The sequence below is a fragment of the Methanoculleus marisnigri JR1 genome (assembly GCF_000015825.1).
GTDB lineage: Archaea > Halobacteriota > Methanomicrobia > Methanomicrobiales > Methanoculleaceae > Methanoculleus > Methanoculleus marisnigri.
In genome coordinates, this window is record NC_009051.1 from 2426480 (window position 1) to 2450441 (window position 23962).

The following is a 23962-nucleotide window of genomic DNA, read 5'->3' on the forward strand; positions in this document are numbered from 1 at the left end:
ATATCGCCGCCGCAACAATTAAAATCTCGGATCGACGAGCGTCCCGACGACTGCCTCATCCCGGAGCGCCCGGCGAACCCGGTCGTCGTGCCTGCCGTTCACCACCCGGGCCACGAGGTTGTTATCGAAGACGAACCGGATGAACGCGGGATCGACATCGTCGGAGGTGATGGAAGGGTCCTCGACCCTTGAGAGGAGCCTGCGGCGGTGATGGATGCCGTCGACCGATTTCAGGAGAAGCAGGTCGGCCGAGAGCTCGCGAGCAACCCAGGCGGCGATGGTGTCGGAGGTGACGTTCCAGGAATGGGGGAGGGGATCGATCTCGCGGAGAGCGCAGTAGGGGAGGAGGACCGTCACCTCCGCGGGAAGCGCGAGGGCGGAGGTCGCCGGGATGCCGTGCGAGGCGATGTACCACGAAAACTGCTCCATGCCGGCGATCGCCATCCAGTGGGCGGCGTCCTCGGAGACGTCGAGCCGCCGGACGAGGTCGGCGAACTTCCCGCCGCCGGGTACGATCAGCACCGGGCGGCCGGCCTCCCTGAAAATCTCGAGCAGGGGGACAACCCGGTCGAAAAGGCTCCCCCCGACCTTGACGACCAGCGGGGATGCGGGCGAATTCATATCGCTCTGCTATTAAACCGGAGATGACATAACCCTGCGTATGCGCCGGATCGCCGCCGTCATACTACTCCTCTGCCTCCTTGCCGGCACGGCCGGCGGTATTCAGATCGTCGAGTTCTGCCCGGACCCCTACCAGCCTGGCGATCCCGACGAGTATCTGGTGCTTGAGGGGACGGGGATCCTCGACGGCTACGTCCTCTCGGACGGCGAGGGCGGCTACCGGTTCCCGCCGGGAACGCGGATCGATGGACGGCTGACGGTGGCAAGGAGCGGGCCGGCGTTCGAGCAGTCGCACGGCTATCTTCCCGACTTCGAGATCGAGGAGCGGACGCCGGCCGTGCCGGACGTGATCCCGAACGGGAACCTCCTGATGGCAAACCGGGCGGACGAACTCCTCCTCTACCGGGGGACCACCCTCGTCCAGCAGATCGCCTGGCCCGGCGACGTCTGCGCCCGGGAGGGGCAGATTCACTACTTCGAGGACGGTGCCTGGGACCCGCGCCCGCTCTCCATCGGCCAGTCCCGCCTTAAGCCCCAAACATTCGAGGGCGTCGCGGTGACCGCGTTCGTCGCCCCGGACTGCTCCTACGAGATCTTCTCGGCGGCCGTCGCGGAGGCGGAGCGCGAGATCCTGGTGAATGTCTACGAGTTCACCGACGAAAAGATGGCAAACGACCTCATCTGCGCCCTTGATAGAGGCGTAGCCGTGACCGTTCTCCTCGAGGGCGGGCCGGTGGGCGGCGTCTCACCGGAGGGGCGCGCGGTCGCGGGTGCCCTCAACCGGAGCGGTATCCCGGTCCTTTCGATGACGACGACCGATGCCGGCCATGCGAAATACCGCTACGACCATGCCAAGTATCTCGTCATCGACGGGAGCACCGTCCTGCTCGGGAGCGAGAACTTCAAGCCCGGCGGCTATCCGGCGGCGGGGTTGCAGGGCAACCGCGGGTGGGGGGTCCTCCTGAAAGACCCCGAACTCACGGCCTACTTCCGCGAGGTCTTCCTCTTCGATGCGGCGGGCGGCGACATCGTCCCGCTCGGGGGCACGGCTGCCGAACTCTACACGCCCTGGGCGCCCGATTATACGGTCGAGTTCGCCCCCTGCCATGCGGAGGGGGCGCGGGTAACCCCGGTCGTATCCCCGGATACGAGCGTCCTCATCCTCGGGCTGATCGAGGGGGCAGAGGAGAGCATCGCGATCGAGCAGGCCTACATCACGAACGAGACTCCCTGCGACTTCAACCCCTACCTCGCAGCCGCGATCGACGCCTCCCGGCGGGGCGTCGCGGTGCGGGTGCTTCTCGATGCCGCCTGGTTCAACACCGAAGGCGACGCGGACAACGACGAGATGGCCGCGATCATCAACCGGCTTGCCGCGGCAGAAGGGCTGCCACTCGAAGCAAGGCTCGCCGACCTCGAAGCGAACAACCTCGACAAGATCCACAACAAGGGCGTGATCGTCGACGGAACGAAGGTGCTCGTCAGCAGCATCAACTGGAATGCCAACTCACCGGCGTTCAACCGGGAAGCGGGGGTGATCGTCGAACACCCGGATATCGCCGTGTACTACCTCGCCGTCTTTGAAGACGACTGGGATGCTTCGGACAGGAGTAAAGCGAGCAGCGCTCCGGAAACCGACCGGCTCAAAATAGCGGCGGCGGCGTGCATACTCGCCGCGCTGGCGGGACTCTACCTCTACCGGCGGAGGCGCACGTGATACGTCATCGTTTGCCGGCAAGATCGGCGGAGCGGCAGACGTCGCAGATGGTGATCGTCCCTTCGCCCGAGGCGACGGCGGAGACCCATCGTTCGATGACCGATTCAAGGTTGTCGGGGAGATCTTCCCGGTTAAATCCGCGCTTCCGGCTCATGTACTGGGATATAGCGGCCCTGCTGATCCCGAGACGCTTCGAGGCCTCGCTCTGGCTGATCCCGCGCTCGTTCACCAGGCGGTAGACCATCTCGGCACGCATCTGGGGGAGCAGTCTCCGTGCAAGAGTGTCGCACCGCATGATGTCGCAGGAGGAAGGCTCGGTCATTGCGCAGACACCATCTGGGAGTCTTTGTACTCGTAGAGGATCTGCCGGGCATCCCTGAAGTTGAACTTCTCCACGATCATATCGTTGTCTTTGAGTCGTTTTAAAGCATACCGGACGGTGCGGGGGGCAAGGCTGCTGAGGCGGACGAGCTCCTTGTGGGTCAGGGCACCCCCGCCCTCTAAAAGCAGGAGGATCTTTCTCGAGGAGGGGGGAAGGTTCACATCATCCATACAGGGTAGTTAACGCTGTTAACATATCAAACTGACGGAAGTTATTAGTCCGGACGTCGATAGGCTTTATCATGCTGGAACGGCAGGAGAAAGCGGCACTTGCCGTCCTCGTATGCGTCGTCGGGATCGTGCTTGCGGCGCACGTCCTCTTCGACGCCGTCGGACGATCGCTGGTGGCGGAGCCGTATTCGCCGGAGGTCCCTGACGGGGCGCTGGTTCTCCTCGAGGGAAGCATCGAGGAGATCACAAAGACCGCGACCGGCGGACACCTGATCCTCACCGTCAACGGCACCGCGGTCTTCCTGCCGGAGAACGTGGCTGCCGGGCTCGAACTCCACGAAAACGAGACCGTAACCCTATACGGGATCGTTCAGACCTATCGCGGGAAACGGGAGGTGGCGGTGGCCTCCTCCGGGGACATCCGGGTGCTGAAATGAACTACTTCGTCTTCGTGTAGAAGATATCGGCGTCGTCGCCATCTCCGAAGAGGGGCTGCCCCCGCCGGGACTTCCCGCGGCCCTCTTCCTTCTTCGCGGTCTCCCGTTCGGGCTCCCGGCAAGCAGGGGCCGGGGTCTCGTCGGGCTTCTTCTTCCGTCCCCCCTCCACGCCACTCCCGGAAGGGAGGTCTCCGTCGTTGATCCGCACGCTCGGCATACAGGATAATCACCCTGCCCGGTATATGACACCTCTGGATCGCCCGGCGGCCATGTGCGGTTTTCCCGGTATAACGCGCTTCATCTCCGCCTCCGACAGGGTCCGAACACCGGGAGGGAGAGGGAAACGAGATAAGATCGGTTTTCACCCCACGGCGGGCCGCCGCGCGGATATCGCACGGCAAAACTGCCCGGAAAGAATTTTCCCTTCCGGGAGAGATACTCAACCATCGCGAGAACAACAGTAATTCGGACCGAACGGGGCGGCGAGCCGGGATGGAGCAGCACGGAGGATTATCCGCTCTCCGCGGTCCCGGACGAGGCGCGGCGTGGATTCTGGCCGATGACACTGGTGCTGCTCGGATTCACCTTCTTCTCCGCCACGATGTGGGGCGGCGCGACCATCGGGGTTGCGTTCCCGTTCTGGCCCGATCTCGCTCTGGTCATCCTCCTCGGGAGCGCGATACTCGCGTTCTATGTCGCCGGCCTCGGGTACGTCGGCTTCAGGAGCGGCCTTTCCACCGTCCTCTCCGCGCGGTTCGCCTTCGGGGACGCGGGGAGCCGATGGCCCGACATCCTCCTCGGGCTCACTCAGGTCGGATGGTATGCCTGGGGAACCGCGACGATCACGATCGTCCTTGCCCGCCTGCTGGACCTTGATCCGGGGTGGAAAGCGCCCCTGATGCTCGTCTTCGGGTTCGTCTTCTGCCTGACGGCGTATATCGGCTACCGCGGGATTGCAGCCCTCTCGTGGATCTCGGTTCCGGCGATGCTCCTCCTCATCGCCGCAAGCGCCTCGGTCGCCCTCAGGGACGCCGGGAGTGCGGCCGATCTCCTCCCGCCGGGCACCGTGGAGGCGCTTACGGTCGCCGAAGCGCTCACGATCGTCGTCGGCACCTTCGTCTCCGGCGGCACCCAGGTCGCGAACTGGACCCGCTTCTCCGGGTCGGCGCGCACCGCCGTCGGTTCTACGTTCCTCGCCTTCTTCTTCGGGAACGGACTGATGGTCGCCGTCGGGGCCTTCGGTGCCGCCGTCTACGGCCTCTCCGACATCGTCGAGGTTCTGGCGGTTCAGGGTCTTCTTTCCGCCGGCATCCTGATGCTCTTCTTGAACATCTGGACGACCCAGGACAACACCATCTACAACTTCTCGGTTGCCGGCTGCCACTTCTTCAGGACAGAACGCCGAAGGCTGGTCACCTTCGCCGGCGCCGCTGCAGGGACAGCCCTCGCGCTCCTCGGGATGTACAACTGGTTGATCCCCTACATGACCCTCCTCGGAACGTTCATCCCTCCGCTCGGCGGGGTGATCATGGCCGACTTCTTCGTCCGCCACCGGGGACGCTACCCCGCACCCGGGGAGGAGGCCGTCCCCCGGTTCAACCTGCAGGGGATCGCGGCGTATGCTGTCGGCTCTCTCGCCGCCCTCCTGGTTCCGGGCATCCCCCCGGTGAACGGCATCGTCGCCGCGTTCCTCGCCTACGCCTGTCTCGTCCGGCTCCCGGCTCACATAAACCGCTCGAACCGGTCGCGGGAGACCCGGCAGATGGGGCAGGTCTCGGGCGGCTCGTTCCGGGCGCAGAGGTAGCCGCAGACCCGGCACCGCCAGACCGGGTAGTTCAGGGTCCCCGGTGCGCGGCCCACCAAGGCGCGCTCCTCTCTCTGCCGCTTGCGCTCCGCAGGCCCCGGCCGGCGTTCCGGGACGGGGGCGGCGGCACGCTTCCCCCTCTCCACGTCGGCGGTGACGTAGAGCGCGCAGTAGCAGGCCCCGTAATCGGCGAGATCGGGGTCCCGGTAGTCGCAGGGGCAGATGATGTCAAGGTCGTCGTCCCGGTCTCCCGAAGCAAGCCTGCAGGGGCAGGAGATGTAACCGTACCGCTCCCGGTTCGCGAGCAGACCCCGGACCAGGTCGCGGGTGAACTCCCGGTCGGGATTGAGGTGGTATCCGCCGGCCTCCACCTCGACTTCGAGGTCGCGCATGAGCCGGTCCACCTCGCCGTCACTCACTGTGCCGGGCACCGACCGCCTCCCGGATCTCCTCTTCCCTGAACCCCACGATCACCTTCGCCTCGTCGATGACGACCGTCGGAAACGAGACCTGGGGGTTCCAGCGTTCGACCTCCCTGACCACATGATCGCGCTCCTCCCCCGCAAGCAGATCCACGTAGACGTACGAGAACCCGACGCCGAGGTCGGTGAGAAGTTCCTTCGTCCGAGCACACCAACCGCAGGTGCTCAGGGCGTAAAGCACCACTCTGCCGCGGTCGACTCCAGGCACGCGCTGCATCTCTACCAAACAACTTCCTCCGTCTCACCCCGCTACGGGGGCCAGAGGTAAGTATCTTGCCCCGGAACGGGGAGGGTCAGGAGGAAGCGGGCTTGAAGAGCAGGAACAGGCCGGCGCCGTTCCCGGAGATCGCAAGCGTCGCTCCCGAGAGCCCGAACTTCCGCCGGTAGAACCGGAGTTTCCGGGGAGACAGGAGGGCAGAGCCCTCGATCAGGAGCCCGGCGGCCGCCCCCTCCCGCCGGAGGGCGAGCCGGATCTCCCGGGCGCCGGCGGCCGCCATATCCTCGAGGACGCCGACGACCTCGTCGCAGAATCGTTCCCGGTCGACCAGCACCGGCGGGAAAGATCCTTCGGCGTCCACAACGAGGTCGGCGTCCACAACGAGGTCGGCGTCCACAACGAGGTCGGCGTCCTCCAGGAGCGGGAGGTAGGCGAGGCGAGAGACGAGCTCCACCCGGTACGCCACCGGGTCGTCCGCCGCCTCGATGAACGCCTCGTCCGAGAACGGAGGTGTCGAGACGCCGGCGACGAGATCGCGGAGCATCGACGGGGCGTCCACGGTGGAGAGGCAGCCGGCGTCCCGGTAGCCGAAGACCGTGTTCATGAAGTCGGTGAGCAAGCGGTCGGCCCGGCGGAGGAGCGCTGCGTCGACGACGTGGTTCAGCCGATCGCCTGCAAAGTGAGTCTCGATCCGCTGGATCGCCTGAACGGCTTTGAGAACGAGCTGGACCTCAAGCCTCCTTCCGGCGTTGAACTCGTCGGCAAACCGTGAAAAATCTTCGAGAACCCCGTCAATCCGGTCGGACTCCAGAAGTTCCTGGTAGCGCCGGGCCTCTTCGTCCTCACCGAGATCGTCGAGGCGGTAGGCGAGGGCATAAAGCCGCCCTGAAACCGCCGCAAAGACCCGGTTGGCCTCCTGGAGCAGGTCGACGGCGTGCTCCAGGGAGTCGTCGAGCCGGCTTCGGTCGAAGGGGCCTATGCTGGCGAGCTCCGCAACATCTCTCTCGAGCCGGTCGAGGAGTGCCGGCATCGCCGTAGCCAGGAGATCCCTGCCGTGGCCCGGACAGCAGAGGCTCACCGGTTCGTGAGCAAATATCCACCGGACCCTTCCTGCGGTCTCGAGCAGCGCCGGCTGATCCCAGCCGGCAAGCCCGGCGATCCCGGGGCTCGCGGAGAAGAGGAGGTCACCTATAAAGAGGTATTCACCAAGCCGGATGCAGATGCTGTCGGGCGTGTGCCCGGGGGTGTGGTAGACCGTAAGGATATCTCCGGAACGGAGCGGTATCTGCTGGCGATGGAGGACGAAACCGTCGTCCGTCTCCAGGGTCTCGCGGTCGCGGGCGGCAAGAAGGGGCAGGGCGACCGGGAGCGGCTCGATCTCCCACCCCATCAGTTCCGCAACCGTCCGGACGGCGTCGCCGGCCTCGAGAGACCGGGCGCCCGTCTCCTCTGCGGCAATGCTGAGATCCGGGAGGGCCCGGAACCGGGGGTTCCGGATGGCCTGGAAACAGTGGTCGGCGTGGCAGTGGGTGAGGAAGAGGAGAATCGGACGAGGTGCCTCCAAAAGAAGGTCGCCCACCAGTTCGAGGATCCGCTCCATCTGTCCGGCGTCGGCCCCGGTATCGATGAGCAGGATCTCGCCGGGTGTCCGGATAAGGTAGGCGTTCGAACAGGTGACGTCCGGTTTTCGGAGGAAGGGGTAGATCTCGGCACCGGCGGTGCCCGGCACCGGCTGCCATTGTTGGTCTTCGAGCATGTCTGTACCTGCAAGGATAACTGACCAGTGTTGGACTGCAGGGGAGAAAAAACAGGCTGTTTTTCCCTGGAAAAGGGATCATTCGGCCCGGATACCCGGACCCGAGTAGGTTCTTATCCTGCCGTGCAGGAAGGGGAGATGAGGTGAAACGAGGCATGGGTATCAAGGGACTTGCCGGAATCGCAGCCGCGCTCGTGCTCGTGGCATGGGTCTGCGGCACTGCCGCCGCACAGCAGACGGGTATCGACGAGATCAGGACTGTCGCCGCCAACGAGACGGTCACCGTCGGCGGGACGACGAACCTCGCCCCCGGGAACCGCCTGCTCGTTACGGTGACGCCGGTCGGGTTCGGGCCGACGAACAAGTCCGCCCCCCAAGGGACGGGAGGGACATCGGGAACGGCCGTTGTAGAGGAGGGAGACGCCGCCAACACCTGGTCGTTCGAGATCGACACGACCGGGTTCGAGCCCGGGGAGTACACCGTGACCGTGGACTGGATCGAGGGCGACGCCACCGCAAGCACCACCTTCACCGTCGTCGAGGCGGCGGGGGTGACCCCGACACCGACAGGAACCCCGGCCGCCACCACGCCGTCGACGACGGCGGCGACGACGGCGGCGACGACGAGCCCCACGCCGACCGCGGCAGGATCCGTTCTCCCGGCGGCGGCGACCCTTGCGGCAGGGCTGGCCGGCTACCTGGTGCGGCGGCGGTAGGGGGGATGCCCCCTTCGAACCCTACCGCCGGTCCACGATCCGCTTCGGCCGGCCGGGCGCCCGGTGGAGTTCGAGCCCGCCCGGCGACGTGACGCCGCAGAGGATCTGGAGAGAGCCGTCCTCGTATGCCCCCGAAAGCGCCGGAACCGACCGCAGGAGGGCGGCAAGGAACGTCTCTTCGATCTCGTCCGCATCGACGTTGGCGGGATCGAAGCACTCCACGCTCACCCGGAGAACGGTCTCCCCCGCCTCGTCGCCGCCGTAGATGAACGCCTCGTACTCCCCGTTCAGGCGGGCCATGTTCCCGGGCGCAAAGACCGCCGCCTCCACGTCCACGCGGTTGAGCGCGATATCCCCGATCCGGACCGTCTCCGCCTCGCGCCGGGGGGAGGCGATCCGCATGTGCGTCCGCCCGCACCCGCACCGCTCCCGGGAGACGACCGAGCAGGTATCCTCCGTATCGTAGTTGATGAGGAGCGTCCCCGCCCTCTTGCCCGGAGCAAGGAGCGTCGTATAGACCAGCCGCCCGGTCTCGCCGTCATGGACGAACCGGTTCATCCCGGGGTCGTAGAGGTCGAAGTGAACCAGATCCTCGGGGACATGGAGCCCTGCCTGGCGGGTGCACTCGCCGCACATCGTCCCCTCGGTGCTCCCGTAGGAGTTGTAGACCGGACATCCCCAGACCTCCTCCAGGTAGCGCCTCGATTCCGGGGCGAAACTCTCGCCCCCGACGACGAGGCGCTTCACGCCCGCGTCCTGTGGCGGGTGGCCTTCCGCCTCCATCCTGCGGGCGAGCCGCAGAAGCTTGAAGACGCTCCCGATCAGCGCCGTCGGGCGGTACTGTTCCATCACCCTGACCGGGAAGGTGCACTTCCCCTCCGGGACGATCGCCATCCCGATGTCGCGGGCGGCGAGGGTCATGGTGTTCGCGCCGACGTTCATCCCGTAGGAGGCGCAGACCACCACCCGGTCGCCGGCCTCGAACCCCTGCGAGACAAAGAGCCGGGCGTACTTCTCCGCATACCGCTCCCAGTCCTCCCAGGTGAGGAAGAAACTCTTCGGGATACCGCTCGTCCCGGAGGTCTCGTTGACCGTGAAGACCGCTTCCCAGGGAACACTCTTGAAGCAGAACTCCTGCTCGTGCGGGGGCTGGTATCGCCGGATCGTCGCCCCGGAGATGATGGGCAGATCGCGGAGATCCTCGTGCTCCCGGATAGCCTCCGGGCGGATGTTGTGCCGCTCGAACCACCGGCGGTAGAAGGGCGAATGCTCCACTGCATACCGGACGGTCAGGCGAATCCGCTCTTCGATCAGCGCGTCGAGATCCGATCTCGCAAGCGTCTCGACCGCCGGGTCATGATATCTGTTGCCTGTCATCCGGCCGGGATAGACGCAGGGGATAAAATAGGTGCCGGGGGATCAGAGTGCCCAGGCGGGAATGTCCAGGGGAACCCCGAGTGCCCAGAGGACGATCGTGTAGAGGCAGACCATCCAGAGCGCCACGCCGATGAGGTCGAGCGCCCAGCCGGACCGGAGCAGGTCTCTTGCGGAGATGTAGCCGCTCCCGTAGGCGACGGCGTTCGGCGGGGTGGCGACCGGGAGCATGAACGCCATGGATGCGCAGACCGCGGCGGTCATCATCAGGACGATCGGGTTTAAGCCCATGCTGACGGCCGTGACCGCCATGATCGGCATCAGAACGGCGGCCATGGCCGTGTTCGAGGCGATCTCCGATGCAAACGAGACTCCCAGCGCCACGATGAGGATCAGGAGGATGACCGGGAGCCCGTGGATGAGCGTGAGGGACTCGACGATCGTCGTGGCAAGCCCGCTCGCGAGGAACCCGTTCGAGAGAGCGATGCCGCCGCCGAAGAGGAGGAGGATGCCCCAGGGGATCTTCACCGCCCACTCCCATTCCATCGTAAAGATGCCCTTCTTCGCGTCGACCGGGAGGACGAAGAGGAGGAGGGCACCGAAGATCGCGATGGTGGAGTCCTTGATCCCGGGGAAGATCATGTCCAGACCGGGGATGACGAACCCGCCGATCTCTTTCGTCTGCGCAAATACCCATGCGAGGGCGGTCAGGGTAAAGACGATCAGCGTCCACCGCTCCCCGGTGGAGATCGAACCGAGTTTCTCGAGCTCCTCGCGGATGATCCCTTTGGCGCTCGGGAGGGTCGACCCCATCCGGCGGTACGGGACTTCAATGAGCCAGAGCCAGGCAATGACGAGGAATACGGCGGCGAACGGGACACCGAACTTCATCCAGGTGAAGAAATCGATGGTGGGCGCGTCGGGAAAGATCGTCGCGAGCTGGGAGATGAAGATCCCGTTCGGGGGCGTGCCGATGATCGTGGCGATCCCCCCGATGCTCGCGGCGTAGGGGATGGAAAGGAGGAGACACCGGGCGAGAGCCTGCTCTTTCCCGTCGAGATTCTCAAGGGCTTTGTCGGTCCCGGGAATGATCGTCAGGATGATCGCGACCGCGATCGGGATCATCATCATCGCTGTTGCGGTGTTCGAGATCCACATCGAGAGGAACGCGGTGGCGACCATGAACCCGAGCACCAGGCGGCGCGGGCTCGTCCCCACGAGACGTATGATATGCAGCGCGATACGCCGGTGCAGACCCCACCGCTGCATCGACATCGCGATGATGAAACCCCCGAGGAAGAGGAAGATCACCTCGTTACCGTACGATTCCGCCACCTTCACCGGCGAGAGAACCCCGAGCACCGGAAAGAGAACCAGCGGAAGCAGGGCGGTCGCCTCAAGGGGGATGACGCCCGTGACCCAGAACAGGACCATCAGGATGGTCACTGCCGCGACGGCTTTGGCCTCGGGCGCGAGGACGGTGGGGTCGACGGGAATCGCCAGAACCACAAAGAAGACGAGGAGTGATGCGATGATGAAGGCGACCCTGCTCATTATCAGAAATTGGGGAAGAGAATATTTAAGCATAAGGAATCGAATTGCAGGGAGTTTAAGGGATTATTCACGAATTTGAGCGACTTGAACGCCGCTTAGACGTGACAGGCCGATCCGGGCGCGGCCGGAACCCGTCCCGCCGGAGAGAAGCCGTCGCGCCGCCATACCAACCTATATCAGCAGAATCAGCCATACGAGATACCATGGCACCAGAGTGGATCCGCAGGCGAGGCCTCGTCATCCTCCTCGCCATCTGCATCATTGCCCTTTGTGTGGGGCAGGCCGGAGCCCGCGGCCCGACGATCCGCGATATCCAGCCTTATGACACGATCTTTATCTACGAAGAGGGGCTCGACCTCTCGCAGCTGAGGAACGCGACCACGGATAACCCCGTCACGGAACTGCGGCGATACCAGGACGACAACCCCGACCGGGGGGTCACGAGGAGCATCCCGGTCGCCGACGACACCAACTTTGAAGTGCAGGAGATCTACCTGCAGGAGGACTACGGGACATACTACGCCTACAACCCCGAGGACGGGACGTCGGCGCAGGTCATGATCCGCGAACCGAGGCTCTTCCTCGACGTGGTGCTCGCGAACCCCCACCACAACGAACCCCTGGAAGGGCTGACCGTCTCCCCGAACACCCGGATCGCGTTCAGGGTGTCCTCTCCCGACGTCGGGGCGTTCTACCAGGCGGGCGGCGTCTACCCGGCGACGATTGATATCGTGCTCACCACACCGGGCGGCGCCGAGACCACCGTCATCGGAGGACGCAACTTCGCGGGGTTAAACGTCAGTTCGACCCGGTTCTACACCGACGACCCCGGCTGGCCGGGCGCAGTCCGGCTCGGCGACCTCGGTGAGCCGGGGACCTACTCCGTCAGGGCAGTATGGAGGACGCCTTCGGGGTTCGACGCCTACGCTCCAGACTCCGAGCGGGTGACGTTCGCGGTAGCAAACCGCGTCGGGGTGGATACGACCGCGACGCCGACGCCCACCGCAACCGTGACGGCCACGCCGACGGCAACACCAACGGAGATGACCGTGCCCACGACCGAACCAACGGCAACGGAGACGGCAACACCGGTCACAACCGCGACGACGGAGCCGACGACCCCGACACCGACCGCAGCGCCGCTCCCGGCCGCCCTGGCCGTAGCAGCGGCCGGGTTCGTCCTGACGCTCGCCGGCAGGCGAAGGTAAAGAGAGATCAACAGAACCGGCAGCCGCACCCGCCGTCAGCGTCCCTGATCCGGCGGAGGGCTGCAGCCGCCCATCTTGTGACACCCGGATCGGCGTCCTCGAGCGCCTGCACGAGCGCCGGGACCGCTCCCGCATCCCCGATCATCCCGAGGGTGTAGGCCGCCCACATCCGGAGGCGGGGATCGGGATCGTCGAGCGCAGGAAGAAGGGGCGGAAGGGCGGCCGGACCGAGGGCGGCGAGGTTCGCCGCCGCTGCCATCCGGTCGGCGGTTCCACCGTCGCGGAGAGTCCGGATTAGCGCCCCGGCATCCACCGTCACGGAGACGTGCTCTCCTCTTCTCTCTTCTCTTCGTCGCCCGCGGCCAGGATCTCGTCGAGACCCACGTAGATCGGGAAGACCTCGTGGACGCCCGCCATCAGGAAGACCTTGTAGACATCGGGCTGGACCGCGCAGAGCGCCATCTCTCCGTCCACCCTTCTGAGATCACGAAACTTGCCGAGCAGCACCCTGAGACCGCTGCTGCTCATGTAGGCCGCCTTCTCCAGGTTCACAAGCACCCGTTTTCCGCCCCGCGCCAGCACTCCGGCAATTACCGTATCCAGGCGTTTTGCCGATTCCGCATCGATTCTGCCGTCAACGGATACGACTGCCGTATCGTCCCGCTCACTGACCGTTACGTCCATGGTTGTTTTTCTGTGCGAGAGGAGAAAAATCGCGCGTTTCTCACCGGGCGCATACAGCACTTACGCTATACTCACGTGACGCTTCGCTTTTCCAAAAAAGAGGTCAGTGGGTCTGCCGGTAGTAGTCCCAGGCGTCGACTGCGGTGCCGTTTGCAAAGATACAGACACCGTACTCGCTGCCGTCGGGGTTCTTCCGGATCTCGTAGGTGTGGCCCTGCTCCTTACACCAGACCGCGGCCGGGTTCGCGAGGCCGACGGTTTCACTGCACCGGGCGCAGGCCCACGGGATGTCAACGATCTCGATAGGGGTTCCCCACTGCTGGATCGTCGCGGTATCCCGGGCTATCTCCCCGACGAAGGTAAGGCGCATTCCGTCGACGCGGTAGGTCTCGTCGAGATCGAGCGGAAGATAACGTTCGCCGTCGTCGGCGACGATCCCGTAGAACCCGCCCTCGAGGTCGACGAACGTGACCGTCCCGGTCTTTGCGACGTAGGTCGCGTTCCCTGCCGTATCGATGGCGATGACCTCGACCGGGGTGCCCCACTGCTGGATGGTCATGGTGTTCTCCTTGATCCGGGCAACGAACGTCACGTTCGCCCCGTCCGTCTGCCAGGCTTCGTCGAGACCGAGCGGGAGGTAGTGCCTGCCGTCGTCGGCGACGAGGCCGTAGAACCCACCCTCGAGATCGATGTAGGTGACCGTGGCGTTCCCGGAGACGAGCAGGACGCCTTCAACCAGTTCGATCGACCGGATCTCCACAGGAGTTCCCCACATCCCAATCCCCGCGACGTCATCCTGCACGTCGGCGCTGAACTGCACTAAAAGACCGTCCTGCCGGTACTCCGCCGGGAGGTTTCCGGGCAGGAATTTCCTGCCGTCGTCGGTGACGAGGCCGTAGAACCCGCCCTCGAGGTCGATGTAGGTGACCGTAGCGTTCGCCGCGACCGTCCGGCGGGTGTCGCCCGCCGCGATCTCGACTATCTCGACCGGCGTCCCCCACTGCTGGATGGTTGCCGTCTCGTTCATGATATTGACGGCGAACGCGACACGGAGGCCGTCCTGCCGGCATTCAGTCGGGAGGTCGGCGGGGAGGTAACGTTCGCCGTCATCGGCGACGATCCCGTAGAACCCACCTTCAAGATCGACGAACGTGATCGTGCCGTTCCCGGAGATGCGCTCGGCCGGCTCGTCCTCTCCCCCGGCAGCCATGCACCCGCATGCAACGACAGCCCCGAAGAGAACGAGGAAAATAACCAGATAGCTCGGATAGGATCCCGTCATAGGCTTCAACAGGGATACATTACGCCGGGGGAGGTAAGTAGGTTTCTTTAACTACGAAGGAATTCGGACTTATTTGACGGGAGGGCCATGTATCGGGTAAAAAAGGATCGAAGAAGAGCGTCAGCGCCCCCCGACGCCACCGCCGCCAAAGCCGCCGCCGCCGCCGAACGACCCGCCCCCACCGAACCCGCCGCTGCCGCCGCCACTCGACGGCGGGGAGTAGAGGACGATCGGGGCAAAGATCACCGGCATGTTCGAGTAGAGCGGCACCCCGACATCCGGGATGTTGATATGCAGGTTCTTCATCGCCTGCTCCACCTTATCCCCGATGCCGAGCGCCGTCCCGTAGACCAGCCACTCTCCCCACATCGAGAGGTCGGCAGGGGAGTACTGCCGGATCAGCGCGAGATCCGAGAGGAAGTAGGAGAACGCGTCCCACTCGAGTTTCTCCTTGTAATGGTCGCCTTTCCAGAACCCAAACAGCGTCGAGGGGAAGATGGCCGCGATCCCGACCTGGACCGCGGCGATGAAGGCGAGGGTGCCGGCCGGGATCAGGAGATTGGCCGCGCCCGGCGCGAGGATGAACGCGAGGATGGATAGCCCGCAGGGGATGGCGCCGAGGAAGACGAGCGGGAGGATCATCGTCCGCCCGTCCTTGATGTACCGGTGGGCGAGCGAAGTGTCCACGTCCCGGGTCAGGCCGGCAAGCGACTGCTGGTACTGCACGATCCGGTGCTGGTATCCGGGGCTCCTCCGGGCGGTCCGGGCGAACTCCTCGAGTTCGGCGGTGTCCACGACGTGATCGTCGGCGATGTTTCCAAGGAAATTGAGCACCCGCTGCTCGTAAGGATCGCTCGACACCCCCGAGACGATCCTGACCGTGACGCCTTTGCCGTCCGGCTTTTCGGTCACCACGATCTTCTTCTGCCGGTGAAGATCGAGGATCGTCGCGTAGAACCCGTTCTCGTCGTAATCAAGTGCGTCGCCCTTGAAGAGGAGGTTCACCTGCCAGGGTTTGAGCGCGGTGTTCGGCGTGAAACTCAGGTACTCCGGCACCGTGAACGGTTTTTCCCTGCCGTAGCGGAGGTAGACGCCGAGGAGGATGAACGGCATCGCGAGGACGAGGACGGTCGCAAGGCCATAGAGGATCTTCGCCGCCGCATACAGGATCGGGGGCCAGCGGTTGGCGTCGGCTGCCTGCTGCCGCACGTCCGGGACGTACCCGGGGAACCCATCGATCTCTTCCATGAACGCCGGATCGAGAACCATCTCGATATTCAGCGCATCGTCCTGCGGGGCGGCCCCCGTGACGACGACGGACTCCGCCGTCCGCTCGACCTCAAGGGTCGGGGGATGCGTGTAGACCTCCTCGATCTGCCCGGCGAACGGCAGCGTGACCCGGAGGTTGCGGAAGGAGACGTGCTCGTCCACGAGTTTCAGATTCAGGTGCGCCCATTCCTCGTCGTACTCGATCGGCGGCCGGACGATGTAGCGGTACTCCACCGTATAGGTGCCCGGGGCGAAGTAGTCGGGGTTGTAGAGGCCCACTTCGCTATCGAACGCAAGATTCCGGATCGCCGCGATATCCGAGGTGGTCGGGCTCCCCGCGGCCGGGCGCACCTCACCCCAGTGATCTTTGACATAGCCGATGGTTCCGGGCGGAGCAGCCATCCCGGCAAACTCGATATGCGGCCGATCGATTGCGGAAAAAGCAAGCGGTGCGTCCCAGTACCGGAAGAGCATCCGGTACTCGCCTGCGGCGCGGACGTCGTAGGTGTAGCGCTCGACCAGGGTTCCGTTCTCGCAGAAGACGGCTTCATACTGCTCGACCTCAAGATTCCCCCGGAAGAGGGCAGGGAGCGCATTCGCTCCGACGACCGCCAGCACCCCGATAACCAGGGTGACGGCGAGGAGGGTGAGTATCTGTTGCCGCTCGGTTATCCGCATGGTCTATCAGAACGATATCGTCGGGACCCGCTCGATCTCCTCGCCGAACTCCAGGTACTCGAGCTTCGTAAAGCCCATGACGCCGGCGATCAGGTTCGAGGGAACCGTGTCGGTCATGGTGTTGTACTGCTGGGCGATGTTGTTGTAGGTGTAGCGGTGCCGGGCGATCTCGTCCTCGACACCCTGGACCGCGCCCATCAGGTTCTGCACCGTCTGGGAGGTCTTGAGATCGGGGTAGTTCTCTGCGACCGCGAGCAGCCGCCCGAGAACCGAGCGCGATTCGCGCTCGAGTTCGTTCAGGTCACCCGGGCCGGCGCTGCCGATGCGCGCCCGCATCTCGGTCACCCCGGTCAGGGTCTCCTTCTCGAAGGCCGCGTAGCTCTTCACCGCGCCGAGGAGCTGCTCGATCATGTCCAGCCGCTTCTTCATCGCGACCTTCACCTGCCCGACCGTCGCTTCGGCGGAGTTTTTGAGGGAGAAGAACCGGTTGTAGATGCCGATTGCTGCCGCCGCGACGCCGATGACGATCAACACCACGACGACGATAAGGACAATGGAAATGATGTCCAACGTTGTCACCACTACTCTATGTACCCCGCGGCGTATTTAAGAGGTGACCCCTGAGACAGCAAAAATGAAAGGGAAGCCGCAGAAACCGAAAGACCAGGCGGGATTCTCCACACCGACCGCGGTTTCCGGGACGGCCGCTACTCCGCAACCTCTTCCCCGGAACTCACCATCGCCACCACGTTGCCGTCCGCGTCCCGCAGAAGGGCGTTGTGCCAGAGGATCGGCCGCTCCCGCCCGTCCCGCGTGACGACCGGACTCTCCTCGAACGGCGGAGGTTCGACGCCGCAGGCCACGAGACGGTTGAAGTTCTGCGCGAGCCGGTCGCGCAGCCGCTCGGGAACGACCGTCGCAAACCAGTTCTTTCCCGCAAGATCTCCCTCGGCGTATCCCAGGGTTTCGCTCGCCTTCCGGTTGACGAGGTCGATGGTGCCGTCCGCCCCGATCACCGCGATCATCACGCCTGCCGCCTCCAGGTATCCCTGCGCCCGGTCGCGCTCGGCGATCAGGAGAATCTCCGCGGCGGCGCGATCGGTGACGTCCTCGGCGATCCCGAGCATGTATTTCAGCATGCCCCTTGAACTGAAGATCGGGATCTTCTTCATGGAGAGCGTCCGCCCGCCCTCTGTCCGGATCTCCTTCTCAAGGGCGGCCGCCCGCTCCACGAGTTCCCGGTCGCCGTCGGCAAAGAATGTCGCCATCTCCGGCGGGAAGATCTCCGCGGCCCGTTTTCCCGCCATCTCCTCCTGTGTCATCCCGAGGAACGTCTCGGCGGCCTTATTCGAGAAGACAAACGTGTTTTCTTCCACTTCCCGGACAAAGACCATGCTCGGGATGTTGTTGACCACCGAGTAGAGGAACGACTTCCACTGGGCTACCCTTTTTGCGGCACGCGTCCGCTCGGTGACGTCGCGGCAGACCATCCGGTAACCGGTGAAGTCGCCGATCACGTCGTAAACCGGCGTCCCGCTCACCTCGAGAACGACGGGGCTTCCGTCCCGGTGGAGCATCGTCCATTCGAAGAGGACTCGCGGTCTCGGCTCGGCTAAAAGTGCGGAAAACTGTTCCCTGACGGGTTCCGCCTTCTCCGGGGCCATGAAGTCGCAGGGGGTCTTTCGGAGCATCTCTTCGGGCGCGTAGCCGAGGATCTCCCGGCTTTTGGGGCTGACGTAGGTGAACGTGCAGGCTTCGTCGACGTTCAGGATCAGGTCGCTGATGTTCTCGACGAGGCTTCTAAAGAGGAGCTCGCTCTCGCGCAGAGCCTCTTCCGCCCGCCGTCCCTCGGTGATCTCCTCGAGGATGATGGTGACGCCCGGCGCCCCGTCGTTGAAGACAGTGGGGAGAAACTTGATCCTGAAGAAGAGTTCCTCGTCCTGCCGCAGAAACCGGAGTTCTTCGGTGACCTCGCGGCCGTTCAGGGCGTCGGTGATCCGGCTCCGTATCAGCGGGTGGTCGAACGCGGCGAGCGGCGACGCCTCGATGGAGTTCCCGATGATATCGTCTCGCTCCCTCCCCGCAAACGAACAGACGGCGTCGTTTGCCTGGACGATCCGACGATCCCGGTCGAGCACCAGCACGAGATCCGACGAGAAGTTGAGCATGGCGGCGATGGGAACCCTCTGCGAGAGGTAGAAGACTTTGGCCTTCCCGTAGGTCTCCATCTCCACCTGGCCCGATACCAGGAGGACGTCGAGGTACCGGGAGACGGTGTTCCGGTTGATCCCGACGGCTGCGGCAAGATCGGAGACCGACATGCCGCGCGGATGCTCTTTCAGGGCTCGCAGCAGGAGAGAGAGTGCGTCGGTAGTGGGATCCATGTGCAAACAGTGTTTCGTGCCGGGGGATATAGGGTTTTGCAGTGCTGCATGCTATGTCGCTACATGCAACGCCACACCACAATGCAAGGCAATAACAGAAAAGAATATATACCAGACAGATCAACACATGATCCCCAGAGTCGAGAGACGGGGAATCTCTCCGACAATCCGGACCGCACAGGCACGGCGGGCCGGGCCGGCGCAGGAACGGCTGGGATCGGTGAACGGAACATTCACCACGCTGACTGCATCAACGTCACGATGCACCGGGAGACCCGGTGCACACAGGCACACCTCTCTAAACACTCATACCGGCACGGTGGACGCGGCGCCGGAGCGGGCGGCACAACCGCTCCGGGACCCGCCGCAGACACCGCATGGTTATCACACACCCTACAATACTTCTTTTTTGCTCTCTCAGCAAGACGCCCGAAAACAGAGAGCAACATCTATCTCCCATCAGAACAAAAAAAACTATTAAATGAGCGGGCACTTCGAGATCACCGAGGAAAAGGCCGGCACCGTCGATATCGTCACGATGAAAGGGCGGCTGGACGCCGGCTCTTCGGAGACGGCACAGGAGCGGATCAACAGGGTGCTCGACGCCGGAGGGAGGAACCTCCTCGTCAACCTCTGCGACCTCGACTATATCAGCAGCTCCGGGCTCCGGGTGCTGCTTGCCACGCTGAAGCGGCTGAAGACCAACGGCGGGGCGCTCCGGATTGCCTGCGCACAGCCGCAGATCCTCGAGGTCTTCACCATGGCGGGGTTCCACCGGATCTTTTCGCTCTCTCCCGACGAGGCAACTGCGCTTGCCGGTTTTCCGGCGGGATCCTGATCGGCAACACGGGTGGTAGACCGGCATGGCGTTCTCCGGCTTCGGCGATATGTTCTTCGTGCTCCTGCAGATGATCTGCGTCATCGTAGTGGTCGCCTACCTGATCACGCGGACGAAATCGTTTACGCAGGTGCTCGACGGCATATTCACCTGGAAAGGCCAGGCGATACTCATCCTCCTCTTCGGGGCGCTCTCCATCTACGGCACCGAGAGCGGCATCACCATCCTCGGCGCCACGGCAAACGTCCGCGACCTCGGGCCGATGGTCGGCGGGCTCGCCTGCGGCCCGGTGGTGGGGCTCGGCGCCGGGCTGATCGGCGCGGCGTATCGCTTCTCTCTCGCGGGGTTCACCGCCGTCCCGTGCGCGACCGCGACCGTCCTCGCGGGGCTCTTCGGGGGGCTGATCTTCCTCTTTGCCGGTCGTAAATTCATCGGGATGCACGGCGCAGTCCTCTTCGCCGTCGGGATGGAGGCGTTCCACATGGGGCTCACCCTTCTCCTCTGTCGGCCGTTCGACCAGGCGCTCGAGGTCGTCGAGGGGGTGGCCGTTCCGATGATCATCGCCAATGCCACCGGGGTCTTCATCTTCGCGTTCATCATCGGGAATCTGATCGCCGAGCGGCAGACGAAGGATGAGCGCGACTCCTTCCTCTCGGAACTCGAGCGTAAAAAGGCCGAACTGAAGATCGCGCACGATATCCAGATGAGTTTCCTCCCCGAACGGCTGCCGGAAGTTCCGGGCTTCGAACTCGCCGCCCTCTCGCTCCCGGCAAAGGAGGTCGGCGGGGACTTCTACGACGCGATCCCCCTTCCCGGCGGCCGGACAGCCTTTGTCATAGCCGACGTCTCGGGAAAAGGCGTCCCGGCGGCGCTCTTTATGGCGCTCTCGCGGACGGTGCTGCGGGCGAACTCGCTGATCCCGCGGAGTGCCCGCGACGCCGTCACCGAGGCCAATATGCTGATAGCCGAGGACGCGAAGTCCGGGATGTTCGTCACCCTCTTCTACGCGGTCGCCGACCCGGGCAAGAAGACACTCACCTACGTCAACGCGGGGCACAACCCGCCGCTCCTCTTCCGGCCGGGCAGCGGCCGGCCCACAGGGCTGAAAGGAACCGGGATCATCCTCGGGGTCATGCCGGAGGCCGAGTACGGCGAGGAGACGATCCATCTTGTGAGCGGCGACCTCGTCCTCCTCTACACCGACGGCGTCACCGAGGCGATCAACCCCGATGAAGAGCAGTTCGGGGAGGAGCGGCTGATAGAGACCGTCTCGGCCTCTCTTGACCTGCCGCCGGCCGAGATCGTCGAGAGAGTCCGCGACGCGGTCATGGCGTTCTCGGGCGACGAGCCGCAGTTCGATGACCTGACCCTCATGATTCTCCGGGTGGTCTGATGGCGGAACTCACCGTGCGGGCGGATCTATCGGCGCTCGAAGCGATTGCGGACTTTCTCGCGGAGACACTCGCCGGGTGCGGCGACGAACTCGTCTTTGCAATCCAGCTCGCCGTCGACGAAGCCTGCAGTAACATCATCCTCTACGGGTATGGCGGGGAGCCGGGATCGATCTCGATCGCCTGCACCGCAGACGAAGACGCCGTCCACGTGACGATCACCGACGACGGGGTTGCATTCGATCCGCTCACCGCCCCGCCGCCGCCCCTCGATGTCCCCGTGGAAGAGCGGCCGATCGGGGGGCTCGGTGTTCACTTCATCCGGACGGTGACGGACAGCGTAACCTACGCCCGCGAAGGTGAGAAGAACATTCTCTCGATGGAGAAGAAGCGACCGGCGTCAGGATGACGCCGTAAGGAACGACCCGAGCGCCCGGGGCAGATCTTCTTTTTTCGTGACCACGGCCGCGGACTCTTCGAGCATCAGGTTGACCCGCTCGTGGTGGCCGACGACCCGGAAATCGGTGCGGAGCGCGACGACTCGCTTCCCGAGAGCATACGCGTACCCCATCTCCCACGAGGTTCCCGAATCGGCGTCCGCGCCGTCGATGACCGCGACGACGGCATCGACATCCCGGAGCGCCGCGGCGTGCTGCGCGAAGATGTCCCGGTGCTCCTCCCGGCTCCGGGTGCGGCTCGTGTCCCCCACCTCCTGGGGGAGGTAGACGTCGAAGAGGTGCGCTTCGAGGAGTTCCTGGAGCGCGAGGTTGTAGGTCACCTCAGCCTCCGAAAAGAGCGGGGCGGCGAGGTAGACCCGGTAGCGGGCGAACTCCTTCACGTCGATCGCCGGGATGTCCGGGAACCTGGCGAGAAACACCCCGCGTCCGGGCTGTCTTTCCGACGAGTAGTAGGTGGCGTTCACCCCGCAGGTGGGAGAGGAGTCCACCCCGACGATCGCGAGCGGCGGCTCCCCCCGCGCCCGTATCGCGTCACGGACCTCTGATTCGAGCCGGTCGAGGAGGGCGGCAAACTCATCGGTCGCGAACCTATCGAGGAACGAGCCCGGTTCGCGGTCGGGACCGAGGTAGATCGTCTCCGGGCAGGGGAGCGGGACAACCTCGATCGAGAAGCGCCGGCAGCGCTCCAGGGCGCGCCCAAAGCAGCGAATGTCCTCATCGGTCGTTATCCCGCGGGCGCGGCACGCGGGGTTCTGTATGCAGGGAGCGACGAGCACGTACATTGATAGTACCTCGACGGCGTACCATAACTAGACAGATGATACCGCTCTACGCCTACCGGGACGACACCTGCGATCCCCGGAAATGCACGGTGAAGAAACTCGCCCGGCGCGGGCTTCTCCGGATCGTCCCGAGCATCGCGAAGATCCCCCGTCAGACCCTCCTCCTCGACCCGACGGCGGAGAGAGCGGTATCTCCCGCCGACCGGGACCTCCCCTCGATAACGGCGCTCGACTGCTCCTGGGAGGTCCTCGATACCGGGGCCGTCGCCTCCTGGCGCAACCGCCGGGCGCTCCCCTTCCTCGTGGCCGCAAACCCGGTGAACTTCGGCCGGCCGTTCCGGCTCACCTCAGTGGAGGCGATGGCCGCGGCGCTCTACATCATCGGCGAGAAAGAGCAGGCACATGACGTTCTCGCCCCGTTCGGGTGGGGGCTCCGGTTCCTCGAGGTGAACGCCGACCCCCTCGAGGACTACTCGCGGGCAAAGGACAGCGCCGAGGTCGTCGCTCTCCAGGCGCTGTATATGTAGCCGGACTGCCAGCGACCGTCTGAACGTAGAAGCCCACGTAAAGCGACTGCGGGCGAGAGCATGGAACAGGAAGGTTCCCTCCGGTTACGCGTACCGGAATGGAAAAGAGCGCACACCGATGCTCAAGGGGGTGCAGGGGGTGGATTCCCACCCGACCGCCCAAACGCGGCAAATACCGCACGCGACGAGTGAGTGCGAGCACCTCCCACCGGGACGTGCTCCACTCGCGTCTACAGTTCTCTCATGTCACCGGGGTAATAGTTCCCCAAGATATTAGATGATGCATGCGATATTTATACAATTCTATTTTATATCGCCGATCAACCCCCGTTTTCGCCCTAATTTGCCGAACAACATTCAAAAGGCCGGGTATTTTCCCGCAGGATTATTGCGTCACGGCTCCTGAATTGAAAAAAACGAGAAAATGACGGCGTAATGAAAAGACAGTCGTTTTTTGCCGTCAGACGGGTGGCTTACACCAGAAGAGGCGCGCCATGGTTCTCGCGTCCTCGAGCATGGCATGATCGTTGTTGAAGAAGATATACGCCCGTTCCGGGCCGATACCGGCAATCCGATCCCGGATGGCGGCGAGTTCACCCTCCGCATAGTCGTGCCGGTACCAGCCTTCCCGCCCGTGCATTCTGAGGTAGACGACGTCGCCGGAAAATGTCCGCTCCCGGAACACGGGAGAGTCGACCGAGACCGGGACGGCCGTTTCCTGCAGCCTCCGGCACGCCTCGTCGTCGCCGAGCACCGCAGGATTCCTGATCTCTATGGCACACCGGCGTCCAAGATCGACCGCCTTGATGAATGCGACAATTCGGTCGACGTCCGCGAACGCCGGCGGGGCCTGGAAAAGGTAGAAGTCGACGAGATCGTCGAGCGGGAGAAACCTCTCCAGGAATCGTTCCCAGACGGGGACGGCCTTCTCGTTGAACCGGTGCCGGTGGGTGACCGACCGGTTCACCTTGACGCTCCACCGCAGTCCCGACCCTGCAGCGGCCCATGAACAAACGGATTTCTCCGACGGGAACCCGTAGAAGCTCGCGTTCAACTCGATGGCGTCGAGACCCGAATGCTCGACGAACCACGCAAGGCTCCTCCCCCGGTTCCACGCGTACGACCAGCCGCTCGTGCCGACATGAACCTCCATGCCGGGGGACTTCGGCGGGCGGGCAATACAATCTTTCCGGCCGCAGCCGAAGGCGCTCCGGAGACTGCAAGGGCTGCT

The 23962-nt window shown here is 64.4% G+C and carries 26 protein-coding genes; 9 read left to right on the forward strand and 17 right to left on the reverse strand.

Annotated elements, in window-relative coordinates; genetic code table 11:
- Positions 1–18 precede the first annotated feature (18 nt).
- Positions 19–621, reverse strand: a complete 603-nt coding sequence (locus MEMAR_RS12075; RefSeq protein WP_011845277.1) for an amino acid kinase family protein — start codon at positions 619–621, stop codon at positions 19–21.
- A 40-nt stretch (positions 622–661) separates the two neighbouring features.
- On the opposite strand from MEMAR_RS12075, the gene MEMAR_RS12080 reads away from it, so the two are divergent.
- Positions 662–2338 carry a phospholipase D-like domain-containing protein gene (locus tag MEMAR_RS12080; protein ID WP_011845278.1) on the forward strand — a complete coding sequence of 559 codons (1677 nt, stop codon included), beginning with the start codon at positions 662–664 and terminating at the stop codon, positions 2336–2338.
- A gap of 4 nt (positions 2339–2342) precedes the next feature.
- Here the strand turns inward: MEMAR_RS12080 and MEMAR_RS12085 are convergent, their stop codons facing one another.
- Complete coding sequence (locus MEMAR_RS12085) at positions 2343–2660, reverse strand: transcriptional regulator (protein WP_011845279.1); 318 nt, start codon at positions 2658–2660, stop codon at positions 2343–2345.
- On the reverse strand, positions 2657–2890 hold the full coding sequence (locus MEMAR_RS12090; protein ID WP_011845280.1) for a winged helix-turn-helix transcriptional regulator: 234 nt from the start codon (positions 2888–2890) through the stop codon (positions 2657–2659). Before MEMAR_RS12090 ends, MEMAR_RS12085 begins: the two co-directional genes overlap by 4 nt.
- Positions 2891–2961: 71 nt before the next feature.
- Between MEMAR_RS12090 and MEMAR_RS12095 the strand changes: the two genes are divergently transcribed.
- A complete protein-coding gene (locus MEMAR_RS12095) occupies positions 2962–3327 on the forward strand; it encodes a hypothetical protein (RefSeq protein ID WP_011845281.1) in 366 nt (121 codons plus the stop codon).
- 1 nt (position 3328) lies between these two features.
- Here the strand turns inward: MEMAR_RS12095 and MEMAR_RS12100 are convergent, their stop codons facing one another.
- Positions 3329–3544, reverse strand: coding sequence for a hypothetical protein (locus tag MEMAR_RS12100; RefSeq protein WP_011845282.1), 216 nt, complete (start codon positions 3542–3544; stop codon positions 3329–3331).
- A gap of 246 nt (positions 3545–3790) precedes the next feature.
- Between MEMAR_RS12100 and codB the strand changes: the two genes are divergently transcribed.
- Complete coding sequence (gene codB / locus MEMAR_RS12105; RefSeq protein WP_048063875.1) at positions 3791–5131, forward strand: cytosine permease; 1341 nt, start codon at positions 3791–3793, stop codon at positions 5129–5131.
- On the opposite strand, the gene MEMAR_RS12110 is transcribed toward codB, so the two are convergent.
- The 3 genes from MEMAR_RS12110 to MEMAR_RS12120 all read right to left on the reverse strand — a co-directional run bounded on the left by MEMAR_RS12110 (position 5050) and on the right by MEMAR_RS12120 (position 7586).
- Positions 5050–5562: a ferredoxin-thioredoxin reductase catalytic domain-containing protein gene (locus MEMAR_RS12110; RefSeq protein ID WP_143706418.1), complete on the reverse strand. Its 513-nt coding sequence runs from the start codon at positions 5560–5562 to the stop codon at positions 5050–5052. The genes codB and MEMAR_RS12110 overlap by 82 nt on opposite strands.
- Positions 5543–5830 (reverse strand): glutaredoxin family protein, encoded by a 288-nt coding sequence (locus MEMAR_RS12115; RefSeq protein ID WP_011845285.1) that lies wholly within the window; start codon positions 5828–5830, stop codon positions 5543–5545. The genes MEMAR_RS12110 and MEMAR_RS12115 overlap by 20 nt, the downstream gene beginning before the upstream one ends.
- 76 nt (positions 5831–5906) lie before the next feature.
- A complete protein-coding gene (locus tag MEMAR_RS12120; RefSeq protein WP_011845286.1) occupies positions 5907–7586 on the reverse strand; it encodes an MBL fold metallo-hydrolase in 1680 nt (559 codons plus the stop codon).
- Between the two features lie 143 nt (positions 7587–7729).
- Here MEMAR_RS12120 and MEMAR_RS12125 point away from each other — a divergent pair, with 143 nt between their 5' ends.
- On the forward strand, positions 7730–8302 hold the full coding sequence (locus tag MEMAR_RS12125; RefSeq protein ID WP_143706419.1) for a hypothetical protein: 573 nt from the start codon (positions 7730–7732) through the stop codon (positions 8300–8302).
- 21 nt (positions 8303–8323) lie between these two features.
- Here the strand turns inward: MEMAR_RS12125 and ftsA are convergent, their stop codons facing one another.
- Positions 8324–9679, reverse strand: a complete 1356-nt coding sequence (gene ftsA, locus MEMAR_RS12130) for a coenzyme F390 synthetase (RefSeq protein ID WP_011845288.1) — start codon at positions 9677–9679, stop codon at positions 8324–8326.
- Between the two features lie 42 nt (positions 9680–9721).
- Complete coding sequence (locus MEMAR_RS12135) at positions 9722–11230, reverse strand: SLC13 family permease (protein WP_048063876.1); 1509 nt, start codon at positions 11228–11230, stop codon at positions 9722–9724.
- Between the two features lie 203 nt (positions 11231–11433).
- Between MEMAR_RS12135 and MEMAR_RS12140 the strand changes: the two genes are divergently transcribed.
- Complete coding sequence (locus MEMAR_RS12140) at positions 11434–12438, forward strand: DUF3821 domain-containing protein (RefSeq protein WP_011845290.1); 1005 nt, start codon at positions 11434–11436, stop codon at positions 12436–12438.
- Positions 12439–12445: 7 nt separating this feature from the next.
- On the opposite strand, the gene MEMAR_RS12145 is transcribed toward MEMAR_RS12140, so the two are convergent.
- From MEMAR_RS12145 to MEMAR_RS12170, 6 genes are all read right to left on the reverse strand, one after another.
- A complete protein-coding gene (locus MEMAR_RS12145; protein ID WP_011845291.1) occupies positions 12446–12757 on the reverse strand; it encodes a HEAT repeat domain-containing protein in 312 nt (103 codons plus the stop codon).
- On the reverse strand, positions 12754–13122 hold the full coding sequence (locus tag MEMAR_RS12150; RefSeq protein ID WP_048063877.1) for an STAS domain-containing protein: 369 nt from the start codon (positions 13120–13122) through the stop codon (positions 12754–12756). Before MEMAR_RS12150 ends, MEMAR_RS12145 begins: the two co-directional genes overlap by 4 nt.
- 103 nt (positions 13123–13225) lie before the next feature.
- Positions 13226–14404 (reverse strand): putative hemolysin, encoded by a 1179-nt coding sequence (locus MEMAR_RS12155; protein WP_011845293.1) that lies wholly within the window; start codon positions 14402–14404, stop codon positions 13226–13228.
- 120 nt (positions 14405–14524) lie between these two features.
- The gene (locus MEMAR_RS12160) at positions 14525–16351 is read right to left on the reverse strand and encodes a DUF2207 domain-containing protein (protein WP_011845294.1); all 1827 of its coding nucleotides are present in this window, start codon (positions 16349–16351) and stop codon (positions 14525–14527) included.
- A gap of 6 nt (positions 16352–16357) precedes the next feature.
- A complete protein-coding gene (locus MEMAR_RS12165) occupies positions 16358–16921 on the reverse strand; it encodes a LemA family protein (RefSeq protein ID WP_048063878.1) in 564 nt (187 codons plus the stop codon).
- Positions 16922–17058: 137 nt separating this feature from the next.
- Entirely contained in the window at positions 17059–18735 is a 1677-nt protein-coding gene (locus MEMAR_RS12170) for a PAS domain S-box protein (RefSeq protein WP_011845296.1), read from the reverse strand.
- A gap of 481 nt (positions 18736–19216) precedes the next feature.
- Here MEMAR_RS12170 and MEMAR_RS12175 point away from each other — a divergent pair, with 481 nt between their 5' ends.
- The 3 genes from MEMAR_RS12175 to MEMAR_RS12185 are packed head-to-tail and all read left to right on the forward strand — an operon-like array spanning position 19217 to position 21373.
- On the forward strand, positions 19217–19573 hold the full coding sequence (locus MEMAR_RS12175) for an STAS domain-containing protein (RefSeq protein ID WP_011845297.1): 357 nt from the start codon (positions 19217–19219) through the stop codon (positions 19571–19573).
- A 25-nt stretch (positions 19574–19598) separates the two neighbouring features.
- Entirely contained in the window at positions 19599–20966 is a 1368-nt protein-coding gene (locus MEMAR_RS12180) for a PP2C family protein-serine/threonine phosphatase (RefSeq protein ID WP_011845298.1), read from the forward strand.
- On the forward strand, positions 20966–21373 hold the full coding sequence (locus MEMAR_RS12185) for an ATP-binding protein (RefSeq protein ID WP_011845299.1): 408 nt from the start codon (positions 20966–20968) through the stop codon (positions 21371–21373). The genes MEMAR_RS12180 and MEMAR_RS12185 overlap by 1 nt, the downstream gene beginning before the upstream one ends.
- Here the strand turns inward: MEMAR_RS12185 and MEMAR_RS12190 are convergent.
- A complete protein-coding gene (locus tag MEMAR_RS12190; protein ID WP_011845300.1) occupies positions 21365–22204 on the reverse strand; it encodes a nucleoside 2-deoxyribosyltransferase in 840 nt (279 codons plus the stop codon). The genes MEMAR_RS12185 and MEMAR_RS12190 overlap by 9 nt on opposite strands.
- 35 nt (positions 22205–22239) lie before the next feature.
- Between MEMAR_RS12190 and MEMAR_RS12195 the strand changes: the two genes are divergently transcribed.
- Positions 22240–22731: a DUF367 family protein gene (locus MEMAR_RS12195; RefSeq protein WP_011845301.1), complete on the forward strand. Its 492-nt coding sequence runs from the start codon at positions 22240–22242 to the stop codon at positions 22729–22731.
- A 460-nt stretch (positions 22732–23191) separates the two neighbouring features.
- Here the strand turns inward: MEMAR_RS12195 and MEMAR_RS12200 are convergent, their stop codons facing one another.
- Positions 23192–23884: a DUF72 domain-containing protein gene (locus MEMAR_RS12200; protein WP_011845302.1), complete on the reverse strand. Its 693-nt coding sequence runs from the start codon at positions 23882–23884 to the stop codon at positions 23192–23194.
- Positions 23885–23962: the final 78 nt, after the last annotated feature.